This is a genomic window from Actinomycetospora soli, from assembly GCF_021026295.1.
GTDB classification, from domain to species: Bacteria; Actinomycetota; Actinomycetes; order Mycobacteriales; family Pseudonocardiaceae; genus Actinomycetospora; species Actinomycetospora soli.
The window spans coordinates 255,314-273,220 of record NZ_JAJNDA010000001.1 but is presented as its reverse complement, the minus strand read 5'-3'; the positions used below and the strand labels follow the sequence as shown (position 1 = coordinate 273,220).

Genomic DNA, 17,907 nt, shown 5'->3' with positions numbered 1-17,907 from the left:
ACCATCATGCGCCAGGGTCCGCCGGGTCGGCCGGCGGACGGCGAGGTGCACGTGAGGCAGGTTCGCGGGGCGTCGGGCATGTCTGGTGCGACTCCCGGGAGCGGGACCTACCGGCCCGCCCCCAGCCACGCGCAGGCCAGGAGGGCCAGCTCGACGTCGAGGCGGTCGCCGTCGACCGGGCGGCCGCGGATCTCCTTCGCCCGGCGCACCCGGTACTTGACCGTCGAGGGGTGCACCCCGAGCTGGGTCGCGGTGGCCGCGTTGCTGCCGCCGGTCGCGAGGAAGACCCGCAACGTCTCGCGCAGCCGGGCGCGCGTCTGACCGGGCTCGGCGAGCGGACCGAGCACCCGCTTCACCCAGGCGGTGGCCCCGTCGAGGTCGGCGCAGAGCAGGGCGACCGCCCCCACCTCGTCGAACAACGTCACGGCCGGGGCGTCCTCGCCGGCGGCGAGCGTGACCGCCCGGGCCCGCAGCGCCTGCTCGTGCGTCGCCCGGAAGCCCTCGACGCCGGCGGCCGGTGCCCCGCACGCCACCCGGACCGGCTCCCCGCCCCGGCGCACCACCGCCGACACGGTCTCCCGGGACACCTCGACGACGCCCGGCAGCCACACCCACGCGCTCGTGGTGTCCCAGGGGACGACCAGGGCGCGCCCCTGCGCGTCGAGGGCCAGGGCGAGCGCGTCGGCGCAGCGCTCGAGCGCGACCAGGGCCGGACCCGCCGTCGGGGGCTCGTCGAGCCAGAGCACGAGCCCGAGGTGCTCCCGCCCGAAGCGGTAGCCGAGGACGGACTCGACCGCTCGGCGTTCGTCCGCCCCCGACGGCGCCCGGCGGTCGAGCACGTCGCGGATGCGGGCGACGCGGATCGCGTGCCGGTTCTCCAGCCAGCGGTCCCGTTCCGCCTCGTACACGGCGACGACGTGCTGCGAGACGTGGTCGACGTACTCGAAGACGGTCAGCACGACGTGCTGGGAGACCGCGGCGACCCGGTCCCGCTCGACGGCGGCCTCCACGCAGGAGAACGCCCACTCCATGAGGTGGGCCTGCCCCAGGCGGTAGGCGCGGACGAGGGCGTTGACCGGCACCCCGCGCTGCGCGAGCCGCCGGGCGTACTCGACGGCGGCCGGCGGCGCCTCGACCTCGCGCGGGGGCAGGTCGTGCGCCAGGACGTGCAGGATCGTCTCGACGTTGCCGCCGACGCTCGCCCCGAGCAGGTCGATCAGGCCGGGATCGCCGCGCAGCTCGTCGATGCGGGCGGCGAGCAGGTCGCGGATGGCGTCGGAGATCTCGTCCCGGTGGCGGGCGAGACCGGCGGCCACCGCGGCGACCGCGGCCGACCTGTCGTCGGGACGGGGCAGCGTGCCGTTGAGCTCCCGCACCAGACCACCGTCCCCTGTGACGCCCGCCACCGTGACGGTAGACCCGCAGCCGCGGACGAACCAGCGGCCGGGCTTCGTCTCCCGGGGACGAAGCGGCGGAATGTGTCCCGGGTCACGGTTGGGGTCCCGACGAGACGAGGAGATTCCGTGCCCCTGCACCCCGAGGCCCAGGCCCTGCTGAACGCGCTGGCCGAGATGGGCAGCCCGCCCTTCGAGTGCATGACGGTGCCGCAGGCCCGTCAGGCCACGGCGGCGTTCCTCGACCTGCAGCCGCCGGCCGAGGACGTCGGCACGATCTCGAACCGGGCGATCCCCGGCCCGGCGGGCGACATCCCGGTGCGGATCTACGTGCCGAAGGGCGAGAAGGTCCGCGGCGTCCTGGTGTACTTCCACGGCGGCGGCTGGGTGATCGGCGACCTCGAGACCGTCGACCGGCCGTGCCGCTCCATCGCCAACGCCGCGGACGTCGTCGTGGTGTCGGTGGACTACCGGCTCGCACCCGAGCACCCCCAGCCCGCGGCCTTCGAGGACTGCTTCGCCGCGACCGCGTGGGTCGCCGAGCACGCCGAGGAGCTGAACGTCGACCCGTCGCGGCTCGCCGTCGGCGGCGACTCCGCGGGCGGCCACCTCGCCGCGGCGGTCTCCCTGCACGCCCGCGACCACGGCGGCCCCGCCATCGCGTTCCAGCTGCTGATCTACCCGGTCACCGACTTCGCCTTCACCACGCCGTCGCACGCCGAGAACGGCGAGGGCTACCTGCTGCAGCGCGCGACGATGCAGTGGTTCTGGGCGCACTACCTCGGCGCGTCCGACCCGGACAAGGACCAGACCGTCTTCCCGGCGCGCGCCGCGTCCTTCGCCGACCTGCCGCCCGCCTTCGTCGCGACCGCCGAGTTCGACCCGCTGCGCGACGAGGGCGAGGCCTACGCCGAGTCGATGCGCGCGGCCGGCGGCCAGGTCAGCAACACCCGCTACGACGGCATGATCCACGGCTTCCTGTGGACGCTCGGTGCCACGCCGTCGGGTGCCCGGCTCGTGGACGACTCCGTCGCCGCCCTGCGTTCCGCCCTGGAGAGGTGAGCACGATGACCGTGACCGAGACCCGCCCCGAGACCACCGGCTCCGGTGCGACCGAGCACGTCGACGTCCTCGTCGTCGGCGCCGGTGTCGCCGGGATCGGCGCCGGACACCACCTGCGCGAGAACTTCCCGGAGCGCAGCTTCCTCATCCTCGACGCCCACCCCGACCGCGGCGGGACGTGGTGGACCCACCGCTACCCGGGCGCCCGCTCGGACTCCGACCTGTTCACCTACGGCTACCGGCACAAGCCGTGGCGGGGCCCGTCGATCGCGTCGTCCGAGGAGATCCTCACCTACCTGGACGAGGTGATCGAGGAGGACCACCTCAAGGAGCGCATCCGGTACCAGCACCGGGTCGTCTCCACGAGCTGGTCGTCCGACGACGCCTGTTGGACCGTCGAGGTGCACCGCGAGGACACCGGCGAGACCGTGCAGGTCAGCTGCCACTTCCTGTGGATGTGCCAGGGCTACTACAAGCACGACGAGCCCTACACGCCCGAGTTCCCCGGCCGCGAGCGCTTCACCGGCCCGGTGCTGCACCCGCAGAGCTGGCCGCAGGACCTGGACTGGACCGGCAAGAAGGTCGTCGTCATCGGCTCCGGGGCCACCGCGGCGACGGTGGTGCCGGCGATGGCCGAGACCGCCGAGCACGTGACGATGCTCCAGCGCACCCCGACCTTCATGATCGCCGCGCCGAAGACGCACGAGCTCGCGATCCAGCTCCGCGCGCTCGACATCCCGGAGGAGTGGACCTACGAGATCCTCCGCCGGACCTACATCGAGCAGTTCAACGAGCTGACCCGGCTCTCGGCGGAGGACCCGGACACGGCGCGGCAGTACCTCCTCGACGAGATGCGCCCGCACCTGCCCGAGGGCTTCGACATCGAGAAGCACTTCAACCCCGCCTACCGGCCCTGGCAGCAGCGGATCGCGCTGCTGCCCGACGGCGACATGTTCGCCTCGATCAAGGAGGGCAAGGCCTCGGTCGTCACCGACACGATCGAGACGTTCACCGAGACCGGCATCACGCTCTCGTCGGGGGAGGAGCTCGAGGCCGACATCATCGTCTCGGCCACCGGGTTCAACCTCTCCTGCTTCGGGGACGTCGCGTTCTCCGTCGACGGCGAGCCGGTGGACTTCTCGGAGCGGGTCACCTGGCGCGGAATCATGATCGACGGCGTGCCGAACATGGCCTTCGTGTTCGGCTACTTCCGGCACTCGTGGACGCTGCGGGCCGACCTGATCTCCGACCTGGTGACGCGGCTGCTGCAGCACATGGACTCGCTCGGGGTGCGCTCGGTGACCCCGGTGGCCGGTCCGGACGTCGAGCTGCGGCCCTGGTCGGACCCGGAGAACTTCAACCCGGGGTACGTCATGCGCTCGCAGGACAAGATGTTCAAGCAGGGCGACCGCGCCCCGTGGACCCACATGCACGAGTTCGCCGAGGAGCGGCACACGCTGCCCGCGGCCGATCTCGACGACGGGTCGCTCAAGTACGACTAGGTCGACAGCCAGAGGACGAGCCCCGCGAGGACGAGGCTCGTCGCGAGGGTCAGCCAGCCGCCGAGGGCGTGGGCCAGGGCGCCCCACCCCCGGCGGCGGGCGCCGAGCGCGGCCACGACGCCGGAGCCGAGCACCCCCAGCCCGATCAGCACGAGGGCGACGAGCTGGGGGAGCCCGGTGCACAGCAGGGCCGTGCTCGAGGACGTGCACGAGTCCGCCGCCATCGCGATCGGCAGCAGGGCGACCATCCCCACGAAGCCGCCCGCGGCCAGGAGCACGGCCGCGTGCACGGCGGAGGCGATCACGACGGCGGGTCGGGGCGGGGTCTCGAGGAGCATGGCGCAGACCCTGCTCGCGCCGACCCGACGTCGGGACCGGGGAACTACTCAGGCGCCGCGGTAGCGGGGCGGGCGCTTCTCGGCGAACGCCGCCGGGCCCTCGACGGCGTCGTCGGTGCGCATCACCGCGAGGAACGCCTCGTGCTCGCGCGCCATCGCCGTCGCGTGGTCCAGACCGAGCCCGTCGAGCACCCGCTCGCGCGCCGCGCGCACCGCGAGGGGACCCTTCGCGGCGATCGACCGGGCGAGCGCGCACGCCGCCGGCACCAGCTCGGCGAGGTCGACGACCCGGTTGACGAGGCCCGACCGGTACGCCTCCGCGGCGTCGATCGGCTCGCCGGACAGGATCATCTCCATCGCGAGGCCCAGCGGCACGGCCCGCGGCAGTCGCACGGTGCCGCCCGCCCCCGGGATGATCGCCCACTTCGTCTCGGCCAGCCCGAACGTGGCGTTCGGCGAGCAGAGCCGGATGTCGCACGCGAGCGCCATCTCCAGCCCGCCCGCCAGGGCGTGCCCGTTCACCGCGGCGATCAGCGGCTTGTGTCGGGTGGTGGCGGTGAAGCCGCCGAAGTTCCACGGCGGGTCCTCGCCCGCCCGCACGGCCTCCCGGTAGGCCGGGATGAGCGTCTTGAGGTCCGCGCCCGCGGAGAACGTCGTGTCCCCGGCGCCGGTCAGGACCGCGACGAGCCGGGCGTCGTCGGCCTCGAAGTCCGCGACCGCGGCGCCGAGGTCCTGCTGGTGCGCCGGATCGAGGGCGTTGCGCGCCTCCGGGCGGTCGATGGTGATGACGAGGACGCGGTCGTCGTCGGGGTCGGTCGCGACGCGGATCGGCACGGTCCGAGAGCTTCGTCGACCGCCGCCGCTCGATCAACGTCTGCGGTTGTGCGCGATCGGCTCGGGTGCCACAGTGGTGTGGCTCACTCACGATGCTGTGGAGGCCACCACCCATGAGCAGCACCTCTCTCTACGAGCGCCTCGGCGGGACCTACGCGATCGCCGGCGCGGTCGACGTCCTGGTCGACCGGCTCTTCGAGAACGCGGGCGTCAACGCCAACGAGGCGGTGCACGAGCACCACGGCAACCCCGCGAACGGCCCGGGCTACAAGTTCCTCGTGACCGCGTGGTCGATCGAGGCCGCGGGCGGGCCGAAGTGCTACCCGGGGCTGGACATGATCGCCGCCCACACGACGCTGCACATCACCGACGAGCAGTTCAACGCGGTGTACTTCGAGATCGAGGCGACGCTGCGCTTCCTCGGCGTCCCGGAGGCCGAGACCGCGGAGTTCATGCAGATCATCGAGCACTACCGCCCCGAGGTCGTGCAGCAGTCGAAGGTCGACCAGGTCGGCACGCTGGAGCCCGCCGTCGCGTGAGCGAGGAGTCGCTGGACGTCGACCTGCAGCGGGCGTCGGCCGCGTGGCCACGCCCGGTGCGGGTCGGCCTCGTCCCGCCCGACCCCGGGTGGCCCGACGAGGCGGCGCGCTGGGCCGAGCGCCTCGCCCGGCCGGTCCGCCACGTCGGCGCCACCGCCGTGCCCGGTCTCCCGGCCCACCCGCAGATCGACCTGCTCGTCCTGGACCCCGACGACGAGGCGGCGCGTTCCACGCTCGAGGCGTGGGACATGGTCGAGGTCGGCTCCGGGACGTGGCGCCGGCCCGCCCTGCCCGACGACGGCTCGTGCCCGACCGCCGTCGAGGTGCGCCTCCTGCGCCCGCACGACCCGGCCGTCGAGCCCGTGCTCCGGTTCCGGGACCTCCTGCGCGCCGACGAAGCCGCAGCGCGGCGGTACACCGACGTGCGTCGGGGTCTGGCGGGGGAGTACGGCGACCTCGGCGCCTACCGCCGCGCGAAGGGTCCGGTGATCGCAGCGCTCCTGCGGGGGTGAGGTCGGGGTTCGTCCGCCGGCGCGAGAGGCGGCGACGGACCCGCCCCACCCGCCGTCGGGACGATCACACCGACCGTGCGCGGACCGTCAAGAGGACCCGGGCCGGCGTCAACGACGCGTCAACGCGCGCGTACCGGGCCCGGGTCCGACGCAGGGTGGCGTCCACACGGCGGCCCGCCCCGAGGGCCGCCCCTCCGGAACGGACGGCGGACGTGGCGGACCTCCTCTACGTGGGCCTGGTGATCGTGATGTTCGCGGTCCTGGTGCTCGCGGCGCGCGGGCTGGAGCGGTTGTGAGCGGCGTGACCGGCGACGTGGTCGGCGGGATCGTGGCGCTCGCGCTGCTGCTCTACCTCGTCGTGTCCCTGCTGCGCCCCGAGTGGTTCTGATGTCGGACACCGCAGCCGGGTTGCTGCAACTCGTCGTGCTGCTCGTGCTCCTGGCCGCCGCCTGGCGGCCGCTGGGGGACTGGATGGCGCACGTCTACACCACCGAGCACCACTGGCGCGTCGAGCGCGTGATCTACCGGGTCGGCCGCGTCGACCCCGACTCCGACCAGCGCGCGGGCACCTACGCGTTGGCGGTCCTCGCCTTCTCGCTGGTCGGGGTGCTGCTCGTCTACGCGATCCAGCGGCTGCAGGGCTTCCTGCCCCTCGACGCGACCGCCGGCGGCGACGCGAAGGGCGCGGTGGACCCGGCGGTCGCCTTCAACACGGCGATCTCGTTCGTCACGAACACGAACTGGCAGTCCTACGTCCCCGAGTCGACGATGAGCCACGTCTCGAACGCCGCAGCACTGGCCGTGCAGAACTTCGTGTCGGCGGCCGTGGGCATGGCGGTCGCGGTGGCCCTGGTCCGCGGGTTCGTCCGCTCGCGCAGCGGCCGGATCGGCAACGCGTGGGTGGACATCACGCGCGGCTTGGTCCGCGTCCTCGTGCCGATGGCGACCGTCCTCGCCGTCGCGCTCGTGGCCTGCGGCGTGGTGATGAGCCTGCGCACCGGGCTCACGCTGACCGCGGCCGACGGGAGCACCCACCCCGCCGCGATCGGGCCGGTCGCGTCCCAGGAGGCGATCAAGGAGCTGGGCACCAACGGCGGCGGCATCCTCAACGCCAACTCCGCGCACCCGTTCGAGAACCCCAACGGCCTGTCGAACCTGCTCGAGATCCTCGCGATGCTGATCATCCCGGTGGCGCTCACCCGCACCTTCGGCCGCATGGTCGGCTCGATCCGGCAGGGCGTCTCCCTGCTCGCCGTCATGACCGTCCTGTGGGGCGGGATGCTCGCGGTGATCTGGGCGGCCGAGGCGCACGCCCCCGGAGCGACCGGGTCGGGCCTGGAGGGCAAGGAGGCGCGCTTCGGGATCCCGTCGTCCGCGCTGTTCGCCGACACCTCCACCGGCACGTCGACCGGCGCGGTGAACTCGCTGCACGACTCCTACACCGCCTTCGGGGGCGGCGGGACGCTGCTCAACATGCTGTTCGGCGAGCTCTCGCCGGGCGGGGTCGGGACCGGGCTGTACTCGATCCTCGTCATCGCGATCATCGCCGTGTTCCTCGCGGGTCTGATGGTCGGTCGCACCCCGGAACTGCTCGGCAAGTCCCTCGGGCGCCGCGAGGTGACCTGCGCGGCCGTGGTCGTGCTCGTCATGCCGACGCTGGTGCTGCTCGGGACGGGGGCCGCCGTGGTGCTGCCCGGGACGGCCGGGGCGCTGACGAACAGCGGCCCGCACGGACTGTCCGAGGTGCTGTACGCGTTCGCGTCGGCGGCCAACAACAACGGCTCGGCGTTCGGCGGGCTCACCGCCACCTCGCCGTTCTTCCAGATCGCGCTCGGCGCGGCGATGCTCTTCGGGCGGTTCCTGCCGATCCTCGCCGTCCTCGCGCTCGCGGGCCTGCTCTCGGCGCAGCCCCGCCGCGCGGAGTCGGCCGGGACCCTGCGCACGGGCACGCCGCTGTTCGCGGGCCTCGTCACCGCGACCGTGGTGCTCGTCAGCGCCATCACCTTCCTGCCCGCCCTGGCCCTGAGCCCGATCGCCGAGGGCCTGGCGGCGTCCGCCCAGATCGGAGCGCTCCCGTGACCTCCTCGGTCCTCACCCCGCCCTCCGGCACCGACACCCCGCCGGAGCGTCCGTCGGGCACCGGACGGTCCGTCCCGGCCGGCGCCTTCCGGCCGCGGGCCCTGCTCGAGGCGACCCCGCTCGCGCTGCGCAAGCTCGACCCGCGCGTCCAGCTCCGCAACCCGGTCATGTTCGTGGTGTGGGTCGGGTCGGTCGTCGTCACGGTGGCCGCGGTCGTCGATCCCGGCGTGTTCGCGTGGCTCGTCGCGATCTGGCTGTGGTTCACCGTCCTGTTCGCCAACCTCGCCGAGGCCGTCGCCGAGGGCCGCGGGAAGGCCCAGGCCGACGCGTTGCGCCGCACCCGCACCGGCACGGTCGCGCGTCGGGAGGACGGCAGCGAGGTCCCGGCGACCGAGCTGCGCCCGGGCGACCGCGTCGTCGTCGAGGCGGGCATGACGATCCCCGGCGACGGCGACGTCGTCGAGGGGATCGCCACGGTCGACGAGTCCGCGATCACCGGCGAGTCCGCGCCCGTGGTCCGCGAGTCCGGCGGCGACCGGTCCGCGGTCACCGGCGGGACCACCGTGCTCTCCGACCGCATCGTCGTGCAGGTGACCGCCAAGCCCGGCGAGTCCTTCGTCGACCGGATGATCGCGCTGGTCGAGGGCGCGCAGCGGCAGCGGACGCCGAACGAGATCGCCCTGTCGATCCTGCTCTCGGCGCTGACGATCGTCTTCCTGCTCGCGGTGGTGTCCCTGCAGCCGATGGCGGTCTACTCGGGTCGGCCGCAGTCGCTCGTCGTGCTGGTGGCGCTGCTGGTCTGCCTCATCCCGACGACGATCGGCGCGCTGCTCTCCGCGATCGGCATCGCGGGGATGGACCGGCTCGTGCAACGGAACGTGCTCGCCACGTCCGGTCGCGCCGTCGAGGCCGCCGGGGACGTCTCCACGCTGCTGCTCGACAAGACCGGGACGATCACCTACGGCAACCGGCGCGCCACCGCGCTGCACCCGGTCGGCGTTCCCGACGACGAGCTCGCCCGGCTCGCGCGTCTCGCCTCCCTGGCCGACGGGACGCCCGAGGGCCGCTCGGTGGTCGAGCTGTGCGCGGAACGCTACGGCCTGCCCGCGGAGGCGTCCGCCGACGAGGCCCGCGCCGAGTTCGTGCCGTTCTCCGCGACGACCCGCATGTCGGGGGTGGACGTCGCGCGCCCGGACGGGACCACCGTCGCCGTCCGGAAGGGGGCCGTGGCGTCGGTCCTGGCCTGGCTCGACGAGCACGGCGGGGTCGACCCGGCGGACGGCGAGCGGGTCCGCCGGACCGCTGAGGAGATCTCGTCGCGGGGCGGGACGCCGCTGGTGTGCGGGCAGGTCTCGGGGTCGACCGCGACCCTCGGCGGGGCCATCGAGCTGTCGGACGTGGTCAAGCCCGGGATCGCGGAGCGGTTCGCCGACCTGCGGGCCATGGGCATCCGCACCGTGATGGTCACCGGCGACAACCCGGTGACCGCCCGGGCGATCGGCGACGCGGCCGGCGTGGACGAGGTCCTCGCGGAGGCCACCCCGGAGGACAAGCTCGCGCTGATCCGGCGTGAGCAGCGCGGCGGCCGGCTCGTCGCGATGACCGGCGACGGCACCAACGACGCGCCCGCGCTCGCCCAGGCCGACGTCGGCGTCGCCATGAACACCGGCACCACGGCGGCCAAGGAGGCCGGGTCGATGGTGGACCTGGACTCCGACCCGACGAAGCTCATCGGGATCGTCGAGGTGGGCAAGCAGCTGCTGGTCACCCGCGGGGCGCTCACGACGTTCTCCGTGGCCAACGACCTCGCCAAGTACTTCGCGATCCTGCCCGCGATGTTCGCCGCGCTGTACCCGCAGCTCGGCCTGCTCAACGTCATGGGCCTCGCGACCCCGGAGTCGGCGATCCTCTCGGCGGTCGTGTTCAACGCGCTGATCATCATCGCGCTCATCCCGCTGGCCCTGCGCGGCGTCCGCTTCCGGCCGGTGAGCTCCGAGCAGATGCTGCGGCGCAACCTGCTGATCTACGGCGTCGGCGGCGTGATCGTGCCGTTCCTCGCCATCCCGCTCATCGACCTCGTCGTCCGGCTGATCCCGGGGATCGGGTGACCTCATGACCACCACCATCGACCCGACCACCGACACCATCGCCGACGCGGCCGCGGAGGCACCCCGGACGCCCGTCCTGCGCGGCCTGCTGCGCCAGCTCGGGCCGGCGCTGCGGCTGATGCTCGTGGCGACCGTCCTGCTCGGGGTCGTCCATCCCGCCGTCGTCTGGGGGATCAGCCGGGTGCCCGGGCTCCACGGCCCGGCCGAGGGGTCGACGACCGCCGCCGGGGCCTCCACGCTGATCGGCATCGACCCGGTCCCGGCCGACCCCGCGGCGGACCCCTGGTTCCACCTGCGGCCCTCGGCCTCCGCCCCGGAGACGGCGACGGCCGGGCTCGGCCCGGCCGACCCGTCGACCTCCGGCGGGTCGAACCTCGCGACGACCGCCGAGGGGCTCGCCCGGGCGGTCGCGGAGCGCCGCACCGTCGTCGCGGGCCGGGAGGGCGTGGCGCCCGCGGCGGTGCCCGACGACGCGGTGACCGCGTCCGCCTCGGGGCTCGACCCGGACATCAGCCCGGCCTACGCGGCGCTGCAGGTGCCCCGGGTCGCCCGGGTGACCGGGCTGCCCGTGGCGCAGGTCCGCGCGCTCGTCGCCGACGCCACCGACGGGCGGGTCCTCGGTGTGCTCGGCGAGCCGACGGTGAACACGACCGAGCTGAACGCGGCGCTGGTGGCCGCCCGCCCGGGGCTGCGGTAGCGGACGTTGTCGGGGGTGCGGTCCATGATGGACGCCGTGGACGAGACCGCGCGCGACGACTCCCGGCCGGCGGGCCGGGAGTCGGTACGCAGCGACCCCGCCCGGGGTGAGCTGCGGATCCACCTCGGGGCGGCGCCCGGCGTCGGGAAGACCTACGCGGCGCTCTGCGAGGCGCGGCGCCGGCTCGACCGCGGGACCGACGTCGTCGTGGGGCTGGTGGAGACGCACGGGCGCGCCCGCACCGCCGACCTGCTCGACGGGCTGGAGGTCCTGCCGCGGCGCACCGTGGTGCACCGCGGCACGGCGCTCTCCGAGCTCGACGTCGAGGCGGTGCTGGCGCGGGCGCCCGAGGTCGTCGTGGTCGACGAGCTGGCGCACACCAACGCCCCGGGCAGCCGGCACGGCCGGCGCTACTCCGACGTCGAGGAGATCCTCGCGGCGGGCATCGACGTGATCTCGACGGTGAACGTGCAGCACCTCGCCTCGCTGCACGACGTGGTCGAGCGGATCACCGGGACGCGCCAGCAGGAGACGGTGCCCGACGAGGTGGTCCGGGCGGCCGAGCAGGTCGAGCTGGTCGACATCACCCCGGAGGCGCTGCGCCGGCGCCTCGCCCACGGCAACGTCTACCCGGCGGAGCGGATCGACGCGTCCCTGGCGCACTACTTCCGCACCGGGAACCTCATCGCGCTGCGCGAGCTCGCGCTGCTGTGGGTGGCCGACCAGGTGGACGTGGCGCTGCGCCGCTACCGCGCCGACGAGCAGATCGACGAGGTGTGGGAGGCCCGCGAGCGGGTGGTGGTCGCGGTGACCGGCGGGCCGGAGAGCCTCACGGTGCTGCGCCGGGCCGCGCGGATCGCCCGCCGGGCCGGGGCCGCCGACCTGCTCTGCGTGCAGGTCCTGCGCGGGGACGGGGTCGCCACGCGCGACGCCGGTCGCGGCGCCGGGCGGGACCTGCGCCGGCTCGCCAAGGAGGTCGGCGCCTCCTTCCACACGGTGGTGGGGGACGACGTGGCGACGGCGCTGCTCGACTTCGCCCGCGGCGCCAACGCCACGCAGCTCGTGCTCGGCACGTCGCGCCGCTCGCGTCTGGCCCGGCTGGCCGACCCCGGGATCGGGGCGCGGGCCGTCGCGGCGTCCGGGGCGATCGACGTCCACCTCGTCTCGCACGTCGAGCCGGCCGCCGACGGGCGGGGCGCCGACGACGACGCCGGCTGGTGGCCACGCCTCGTGCGGCTCCTGCGCGGCCGGCGGGCGGTCCGCGGCTGGCCCGCGGCGATCGTGCTGCCGATCCTGGCCGCCTGCTTCGGGTGGCTCTTCCCGGCCGTCGGGCTGTCCACCGACACGGTCGCGTTCTTCCTGGCCACGGTGCTCACCGCGATCATCGGCGGGCTCGTGCCCGCCGTGGTCGCCGCGTTGTTCGCCGGGGCGCTGCTCAACTACTTCTTCACGCCGCCGCTGCACACCTTCACCATCGGCCGCTTCGAGGACCTCGTGGCGGTGACGACGATGCTGCTCATCGCCGTGCTGGTGGCCGCGGTGGTCGACCGGGCCGACCGGCGCGCCGCGCAGGCCGCCCAGGCGCGCGCGGAGGCGACCCTGCTCGCGTCGTTCGCGCGCGTGGTCATCTCGCGCTCGGATCCCCTGCCGCGTCTGCTCGAGCGGGTGCGCGAGGCGTTCGGGTTCACGTCGGTGGCCGTGCTGGAGCGGGGCCCGAAGTCGTCGTGGACGGTCACGGCGCGGGTGCCCGACGACGCGGCGGACACGGGGCGCGACCCGGCCGAGACCGACGCCGACGTCGAGATCGACGAGGGCTCGCACCTGGTCGGGTGCGGGCGCACGCTGACCGCGGCGGAGAACCGGCTCTTCGCCGCGGTCGCGGGCCCGGCGCTGCTCGCGCTGCGCAACCGGCGGATCAGCGCGGAGGCGGTCGACGCGGCGCGGCGGGCGGAGGCGAGCGGCCTGCGGACGGCCCTGCTCTCGGCGGTCGGACACGACCTGCGGACGCCGCTGTCGGCGATCAAGGCGGCGGTGTCCAGTCTCCGCGATCCCGAGCTGGCGCTCGACCCCGCCGACCGCGAGGAGCTGCTCGCCACGGTGGAGGAGTCCGGCGACCGGCTGGTCGCCCTCGTCGACAACCTGCTCGACTCCTCACGGCTGGCCACCGGCGCGGTCACCCCGCACCGCACCACCGTGGGCGTGGCCGAGATCGTCGACGCGGCCGTCGCCGCGCTGCCCACCGCCGAGGTCCGCGACCGGGTCGAGATCCGGTCGTCGCCGCCGGGGGAGCCCGACGAGGTCGTCGCCGACCCCGGGCTGGCCGAGCGCATCGTGGCGAACCTCGTGGACAACGCGGTGCGCCACGGCGGCGACGGTCCGGTGTCGCTGCGCACCAGCGCGCACGCCGACCGGGTGGAGCTCCGCGTGGTCGACCGGGGGCCCGGCGCGGCCCGGGACGCGGAGCTGTTCACCGCCTTCCAGCACCTCGGCGACCACGACTCGTCCGCGGCCGCGGGTGGACTCGGGCTCGGGCTGCACGTGGCGCGGGGCTTCGCGCGGGCGATGGGCGGCACGCTCGAACCGGAGGAGACGCCGGGTGGCGGGCTGACCATGGTGCTCTCGCTGCCCCGGGCGCACGTGCCGCGCCCGGTGCGGCCGGTGGTGGCGGGAGCGGTCTCGTGAGCCGGGTCCTCGTCGTCGACGACGACCCGCACCTGCTGCGCACGCTGCGGATCAACCTCACCGCCCACGGCCACACCGTGGTGCCCGTGGCCACCGGGGCGGGTGCGCTGCGCGCGGCCGCGGACCGACCGGCACCGGACGTGGTCGTGCTCGACCTCGGCCTGCCCGACGTCCCCGGTCTGGAGGTCCTCGAGGGCATCCGGGGCTGGAGCGCGATGCCGGTGATCGTGCTGTCCGCCCGCACCGACGCCGGCGACAAGGTGGCGGCGCTCGACGGCGGCGCCGACGACTACGTGACCAAGCCCTTCGGCATGCCGGAGCTGCTCGCGCGCATCCGGGCGGCCGTGCGTCGGGCGGCCACCGTGCCGGGAGAGGGCGAGCCGCGCGTCACCACGCCCGACTTCGAGGTGGACCTCGTCGCGAAGAAGGTGGTGCGGGACGGCGAGGAGGTGCACCTGTCGCCGACCGAGTGGGGCGTGCTCGAGCACCTCGTGCGCCACCCCGGGATGCTCGTCACCCAGCAGCAGCTGCTGCAGGAGGTGTGGGGCCCGCAGTACGGCACCGAGGGCCACTACCTGCGCGTGTACCTGGGGCACCTGCGTCGCAAGCTCGAGCCCGAGCCGTCCCGTCCGCGCTACCTGATCACCGAACCCGGGCGGGGGTACCGCTTCGAGCCGACGGGCTGAACCGTTCCCGCACCCTGCCCCGCGGCACCTCGCATGATGTTGGATTCGGACATCCGCGGACGGAGGTGGCGACGATGCCCGTGACGACGGCCGGCGAGGTCGAGCGCAAGTTCGAGGTGTCCGGGGTCGAGGTGCTCGACGCCGCCCAGGTCCGGGACGTGCTCGGCCACCCCGTCCCCGAGGAGCCGGAGGAACGGCTGCAGGAGGCGGTCTACCTCGACACCGACGACCGGGCGCTGCACCGCGATCGCGTCACGTTCCGGCGCCGGACGGGCGGTCCCGACGACGGGTGGCACGTCAAGCTGCCCGGCGTCGGCGACCGGCGGGAGGAACTGCGCGCGCCGCTCACGCCCACGGGCTCCGCCCCGCCGCCGGGGATCGCCGCGCTGGTCCGGGCGTTCGCGCGGGGTCGCCCGCTCGCGCCGGTGGCCGAACTGCTGGTCCGGCGCCGGGCGTGGGAGGCCACCGACGAGCGGGGACGGGTGGTGGCGGAGCTCGTCGTCGACCAGGTCACCGCCCGCACGCTCGACCGGGGCGGCGACGCCGGCGACCTGCAGGCGTGGCAGGAGATCGAGGTCGAGCTCGGGCCGGCCGCGCCCGCCGGCTTCCTCGACGTGGTGGAGGAGCGGCTCGCGGCGCTGGGGATCCGGCGGTCGGCCAGCGCGTCGAAGGTGGGCCGGGTGCTCGGCGAGCGCACGCTCCCGCCGATGCCGCCGGAGGACGACGCGGCCGGCGTCGTGCTGCGCTATCTCGCCGAGCAGGCCCGGGTGCTGCGCGGCTGGGACCCGCTCGTCCGGCTCGACCGCGAGGACGCGGTGCACCAGATGCGGGTGGCGGCGCGGCGGCTGCGCAGCGCGCTGCAGGGCTTCGGGCGCGTCGTCGACCGGGAGCGGACGCGGGCGTTGACCGACGAGCTGCGCTGGCTCGCGGGAGAGCTCGCCCCGGCCCGCGACACCGAGGTCATGCTGGCCCGCCTGCAGGAGCTGCTGGCGGGGGTGCCCGCGACGCTCGTCGTCGGGCCGGTGGCGGCCGAGGTGGCGCAGGCGTTCCGACGCCGTGCGGCGGCGGCCCGGGAGCGGGTGCTCGGGGCGCTCGACTCGGAGCGCTACGTCGCGCTGCTCGAGGAGCTCGACGCCCTGCTGGCCGACCCGCCGCTGACGACCCGCGCGGCCCGGTCCGCGCGCCGGGAACTGCCCCGCGAGGTCGACCGGGCGCACCGGAAGGTGGTGTCCGCGATGGCGGTCGCCGACCGGTACCCCCGCGGCCGCGAGCGCGACGAGGCGCTGCACGAGACGCGGAAGAAGGCCAAGCGGCTGCGGTACGCGACCGAGCTCGCCCAGCCGGTGCTGGGGAAGCCGGCGCGGCGGCTGAAGCGGCGGATGAAGGCCGTCCAGGAACTGCTGGGCGTGCACCAGGACGCCGCGGTCACCTGCGCGACCCTGCTGGAGCTCGCGGGCGAGGGCGACCGCCGCGAGGTCGCGCACGACTTCACCCTCGGCGTGCTCCACGCCTCGGAGGTCGCGCGGGCCCACGAGGCCGAGGACCGGCTGCCCGGCGTGTGGGCGAAGGTGCCGCCGCTCCGGCGGTGAGCGGGCGAGCCAGGTGCACGGCTCCCGGTCCGCGCGGAGTGACGGACCGGGAGCCGCGCGACCCGGCGACCGTGCGGGGGGTGGCCGGTCGCCGGGGGCCGGGTCAGCCGGGGACCGGTCCGGGTCGGCGGGGGAGGGCCGCGTCGCGGTCGGCGGAGGGCCACTGCAGGCCGGTGACCCCCTCGGCGGCCTCGGAGAGCAGGAACCGAACGGCGTGCGCGGTGTCGGTGGCGTCCTGGTCGGGGCTGACCGCGTTGACGCGGACCCCCTCGTCGCCGAGCCAGCGGGCGAGCACCGGCGCCTGGTCGGTCCCGTCGCCGACCAGGACGACGGCCGCGTGCCGCGAGGCGCGCAACGGCGCGTGGGCCGCCTTGAGGATCGTCAGGATCTCGTTCTCGGCCCGACCGACGGTGACGATGCCGTCGAGGACACCGCGGTCGGCGACCACCGCGGCCACCGCCCGGCGCACCAGCTCCGCGCACGCCTCCGGCGCGAGCGGCCGGTAGGACACCGGGGACAGCGGCCCCCCGTGCCGTCGGCGCGCCGCCCGCGCCGCCTCGGCGTCCTCGTCGAGCAGCTCGACGCCGGCACCACCGGCGACCAGCGCGTCGATGATCGTGGGCCCGGGTTCCCGGGTCCCCCCGACGACGAGCACGACCCGTCCGTCGACATCCCCCATGACAGCTCCGTCTCCGCGCTCTCCGGCACGGTCGCGATGCGTGAGCGGCTGACGCTATGCCTCCGGCATTCGGGTGGCTATGTCATGGACGCACCGGATGTCCCTCACGCGTAGACATCAGGAGGACATCGGTCGGCGACGGACGTCCCACACGATTTCCGCGCCCGGACGCCGACCGGTTCGGTCTCGTGACGGTCATCGGCGCACCGGCCCGGACGGCTCGATGACGACGACCTCGCCGGGGGCGGGCGGGGCGGCCAGCGTCGCGGGGGCCGCGTCGAGGCCGATGCGGCGGGTGACCAGGCGGGCGGGGTCGAGCCGGCCCGTCGTCACGAGCTCCATCAGGGCCGGGTAGTCGGCGGCGGCCATGCCGTGGCTGCCGAGGACGGCGAGCTCCCGCGCGATCACGGCCGGCACGGGCACCACGGGGTCGGTTGCGAGGAGCCCGACCTGCACCAGCGTTCCGCCGCGCCGCAGCGCGTGCACCCCCGTCGTCAGCGACTCGGGGCGGCCGGCGGCCTCGACCGCGACCTCGAACCCGTCGTCGGGAACCTCCGCCGGGTCGATCGCGGCGCCGGCGCCGAGCGCGAGGGCGCGGGTCCGGGCCGCGGGGGAGGGGTCCGCGACGGTGACGTCGGCACCGAGCACGCCCGCGACCAGCACCGCCGCGAGCCCCACGCCCCCGCCGCCGAGGACGAGCACGCGGTGCCCGGCCCGGACCCGGGCGCGGGCGACGACGGCGCGGTACGCCGTCGCCACCCGGCACCCGAGCAGCGCCGCGCCGCCCGCGTCGAGGTCCTCGGGCACCGGCACGACGTTGGTGTCGGCGTGGCGCAGGGCGACGAGCTCGGCGAAGGACCCGTCGTGGGTGAACCCGGGCTGGGACTGGTCCGGGCAGACCTGGGCCTGCCCGGCGGCGCACTCGGCGCACCGCCCGCAGCCCTCGACGAAGGGGGTGAGCACCCGGTCGCCCACCCGGACGCGGCGCACCTCCGAGCCGACCGCCACCACCCGCCCGGCCAGCTCGTGGCCCGGCACCAGGGGCAGCACCACCCCGCCGTCGTGACCCCGCCAGGCGAAGCGGTCGCTGGCGCACAGTCCGGTCGCCTCGACCGCCACGACCACGCCGTCCGGGTCCGGGACCGGGTCCGGCCGCTCGACGACGGCGGGCTCGGCCCCGAACTCGGTGATCACCACGGCGCGCAC

The 17,907-nt window shown here is 75.1% G+C and carries 17 protein-coding genes; 12 read left to right on the top strand and 5 right to left on the bottom strand.

Going from position 1 to position 17,907, the window contains the following annotated elements; genetic code table 11:
- Positions 1-107 precede the first annotated feature (107 nt).
- On the bottom strand, positions 108-1,406 hold the full coding sequence (locus LN037_RS01365) for a PucR family transcriptional regulator (RefSeq protein ID WP_230749090.1): 1,299 nt from the start codon (positions 1,404-1,406) through the stop codon (positions 108-110).
- Positions 1,407-1,523: 117 nt separating this feature from the next.
- On the opposite strand from LN037_RS01365, the gene lipP1 reads away from it, so the two are divergent.
- Positions 1,524-2,456 (top strand): LipP1 family hormone-sensitive lipase, encoded by a 933-nt coding sequence (lipP1, locus tag LN037_RS01360; protein ID WP_230749089.1) that lies wholly within the window; start codon positions 1,524-1,526, stop codon positions 2,454-2,456.
- A gap of 5 nt (positions 2,457-2,461) precedes the next feature.
- Complete coding sequence (locus LN037_RS01355; RefSeq protein WP_230749087.1) at positions 2,462-3,958, top strand: flavin-containing monooxygenase; 1,497 nt, start codon at positions 2,462-2,464, stop codon at positions 3,956-3,958.
- On the opposite strand, the gene LN037_RS01350 is transcribed toward LN037_RS01355, so the two are convergent.
- Positions 3,955-4,296, bottom strand: coding sequence for a hypothetical protein (locus LN037_RS01350; protein ID WP_230749086.1), 342 nt, complete (start codon positions 4,294-4,296; stop codon positions 3,955-3,957). The two genes, LN037_RS01355 and LN037_RS01350, sit on opposite strands and share 4 nt — an antisense overlap.
- A 48-nt stretch (positions 4,297-4,344) precedes the next feature.
- Positions 4,345-5,130, bottom strand: a complete 786-nt coding sequence (locus LN037_RS01345) for an enoyl-CoA hydratase/isomerase family protein (protein WP_230749084.1) — start codon at positions 5,128-5,130, stop codon at positions 4,345-4,347.
- 113 nt (positions 5,131-5,243) lie between these two features.
- Here LN037_RS01345 and LN037_RS01340 point away from each other — a divergent pair, with 113 nt between their 5' ends.
- The 10 genes from LN037_RS01340 (at position 5,244) to LN037_RS01295 (ending at position 16,022) form a co-directional block, all read left to right on the top strand.
- Positions 5,244-5,669: a group I truncated hemoglobin gene (locus LN037_RS01340; protein ID WP_230749083.1), complete on the top strand. Its 426-nt coding sequence runs from the start codon at positions 5,244-5,246 to the stop codon at positions 5,667-5,669.
- On the top strand, positions 5,666-6,181 hold the full coding sequence (locus LN037_RS01335; RefSeq protein WP_230749082.1) for a GrpB family protein: 516 nt from the start codon (positions 5,666-5,668) through the stop codon (positions 6,179-6,181). The genes LN037_RS01340 and LN037_RS01335 overlap by 4 nt, the downstream gene beginning before the upstream one ends.
- Before the next feature lie 155 nt (positions 6,182-6,336).
- Complete coding sequence (locus LN037_RS01330) at positions 6,337-6,477, top strand: hypothetical protein (protein WP_230749080.1); 141 nt, start codon at positions 6,337-6,339, stop codon at positions 6,475-6,477.
- Positions 6,474-6,569, top strand: coding sequence for a K(+)-transporting ATPase subunit F (gene kdpF, locus LN037_RS01325; RefSeq protein WP_230749078.1), 96 nt, complete (start codon positions 6,474-6,476; stop codon positions 6,567-6,569). Before LN037_RS01330 ends, kdpF begins: the two co-directional genes overlap by 4 nt.
- Positions 6,569-8,260: a potassium-transporting ATPase subunit KdpA gene (gene kdpA / locus LN037_RS01320; RefSeq protein ID WP_230749077.1), complete on the top strand. Its 1,692-nt coding sequence runs from the start codon at positions 6,569-6,571 to the stop codon at positions 8,258-8,260. Before kdpF ends, kdpA begins: the two co-directional genes overlap by 1 nt.
- On the top strand, positions 8,257-10,368 hold the full coding sequence (kdpB, locus tag LN037_RS01315) for a potassium-transporting ATPase subunit KdpB (protein WP_372460342.1): 2,112 nt from the start codon (positions 8,257-8,259) through the stop codon (positions 10,366-10,368). The genes kdpA and kdpB overlap by 4 nt, the downstream gene beginning before the upstream one ends.
- A 4-nt stretch (positions 10,369-10,372) precedes the next feature.
- Complete coding sequence (locus tag LN037_RS01310) at positions 10,373-11,065, top strand: potassium-transporting ATPase subunit C (RefSeq protein WP_230749075.1); 693 nt, start codon at positions 10,373-10,375, stop codon at positions 11,063-11,065.
- A gap of 27 nt (positions 11,066-11,092) precedes the next feature.
- A complete protein-coding gene (locus tag LN037_RS01305; RefSeq protein WP_230749499.1) occupies positions 11,093-13,747 on the top strand; it encodes a sensor histidine kinase in 2,655 nt (884 codons plus the stop codon).
- On the top strand, positions 13,744-14,433 hold the full coding sequence (locus tag LN037_RS01300; protein ID WP_230749073.1) for a response regulator: 690 nt from the start codon (positions 13,744-13,746) through the stop codon (positions 14,431-14,433). The genes LN037_RS01305 and LN037_RS01300 overlap by 4 nt, the downstream gene beginning before the upstream one ends.
- A gap of 74 nt (positions 14,434-14,507) precedes the next feature.
- The gene (locus LN037_RS01295) at positions 14,508-16,022 is read left to right on the top strand and encodes a CYTH and CHAD domain-containing protein (RefSeq protein WP_230749071.1); all 1,515 of its coding nucleotides are present in this window, start codon (positions 14,508-14,510) and stop codon (positions 16,020-16,022) included.
- 103 nt (positions 16,023-16,125) lie between these two features.
- On the opposite strand, the gene LN037_RS01290 is transcribed toward LN037_RS01295, so the two are convergent.
- Together LN037_RS01290 and LN037_RS33265 are read right to left on the bottom strand one after the other, a co-directional pair.
- On the bottom strand, positions 16,126-16,701 hold the full coding sequence (locus LN037_RS01290) for a hypothetical protein (RefSeq protein WP_230749069.1): 576 nt from the start codon (positions 16,699-16,701) through the stop codon (positions 16,126-16,128).
- A gap of 195 nt (positions 16,702-16,896) precedes the next feature.
- Positions 16,897-17,907, bottom strand: a complete 1,011-nt coding sequence (locus LN037_RS33265) for an alcohol dehydrogenase catalytic domain-containing protein (protein ID WP_230749068.1) — start codon at positions 17,905-17,907, stop codon at positions 16,897-16,899.

What these genes read in the sequence shown, in the direction of transcription:
- LN037_RS01355 (WP_230749087.1), top strand. Translation starts at nt 2,462, where the DNA reads ATGACCGTGACCGAGACCCGCCCCGAGACCACCGGCTCCGGTGCGACC.
- LN037_RS01310 (WP_230749075.1), top strand. Translation starts at nt 10,373, where the DNA reads ATGACCACCACCATCGACCCGACCACCGACACCATCGCCGACGCGGCC.
- LN037_RS01350 (WP_230749086.1), bottom strand. Translation starts at nt 4,296, where the DNA reads ATGCTCCTCGAGACCCCGCCCCGACCCGCCGTCGTGATCGCCTCCGCC.
- LN037_RS01290 (WP_230749069.1), bottom strand. Translation starts at nt 16,701, where the DNA reads ATGGGGGATGTCGACGGACGGGTCGTGCTCGTCGTCGGGGGGACCCGG.
- LN037_RS01305 (WP_230749499.1), top strand. Translation starts at nt 11,093, where the DNA reads ATGGACGCCGTGGACGAGACCGCGCGCGACGACTCCCGGCCGGCGGGC.
- kdpA (WP_230749077.1), top strand. Translation starts at nt 6,569, where the DNA reads ATGTCGGACACCGCAGCCGGGTTGCTGCAACTCGTCGTGCTGCTCGTG.
- LN037_RS01295 (WP_230749071.1), top strand. Translation starts at nt 14,508, where the DNA reads ATGCCCGTGACGACGGCCGGCGAGGTCGAGCGCAAGTTCGAGGTGTCC.
- LN037_RS01340 (WP_230749083.1), top strand. Translation starts at nt 5,244, where the DNA reads ATGAGCAGCACCTCTCTCTACGAGCGCCTCGGCGGGACCTACGCGATC.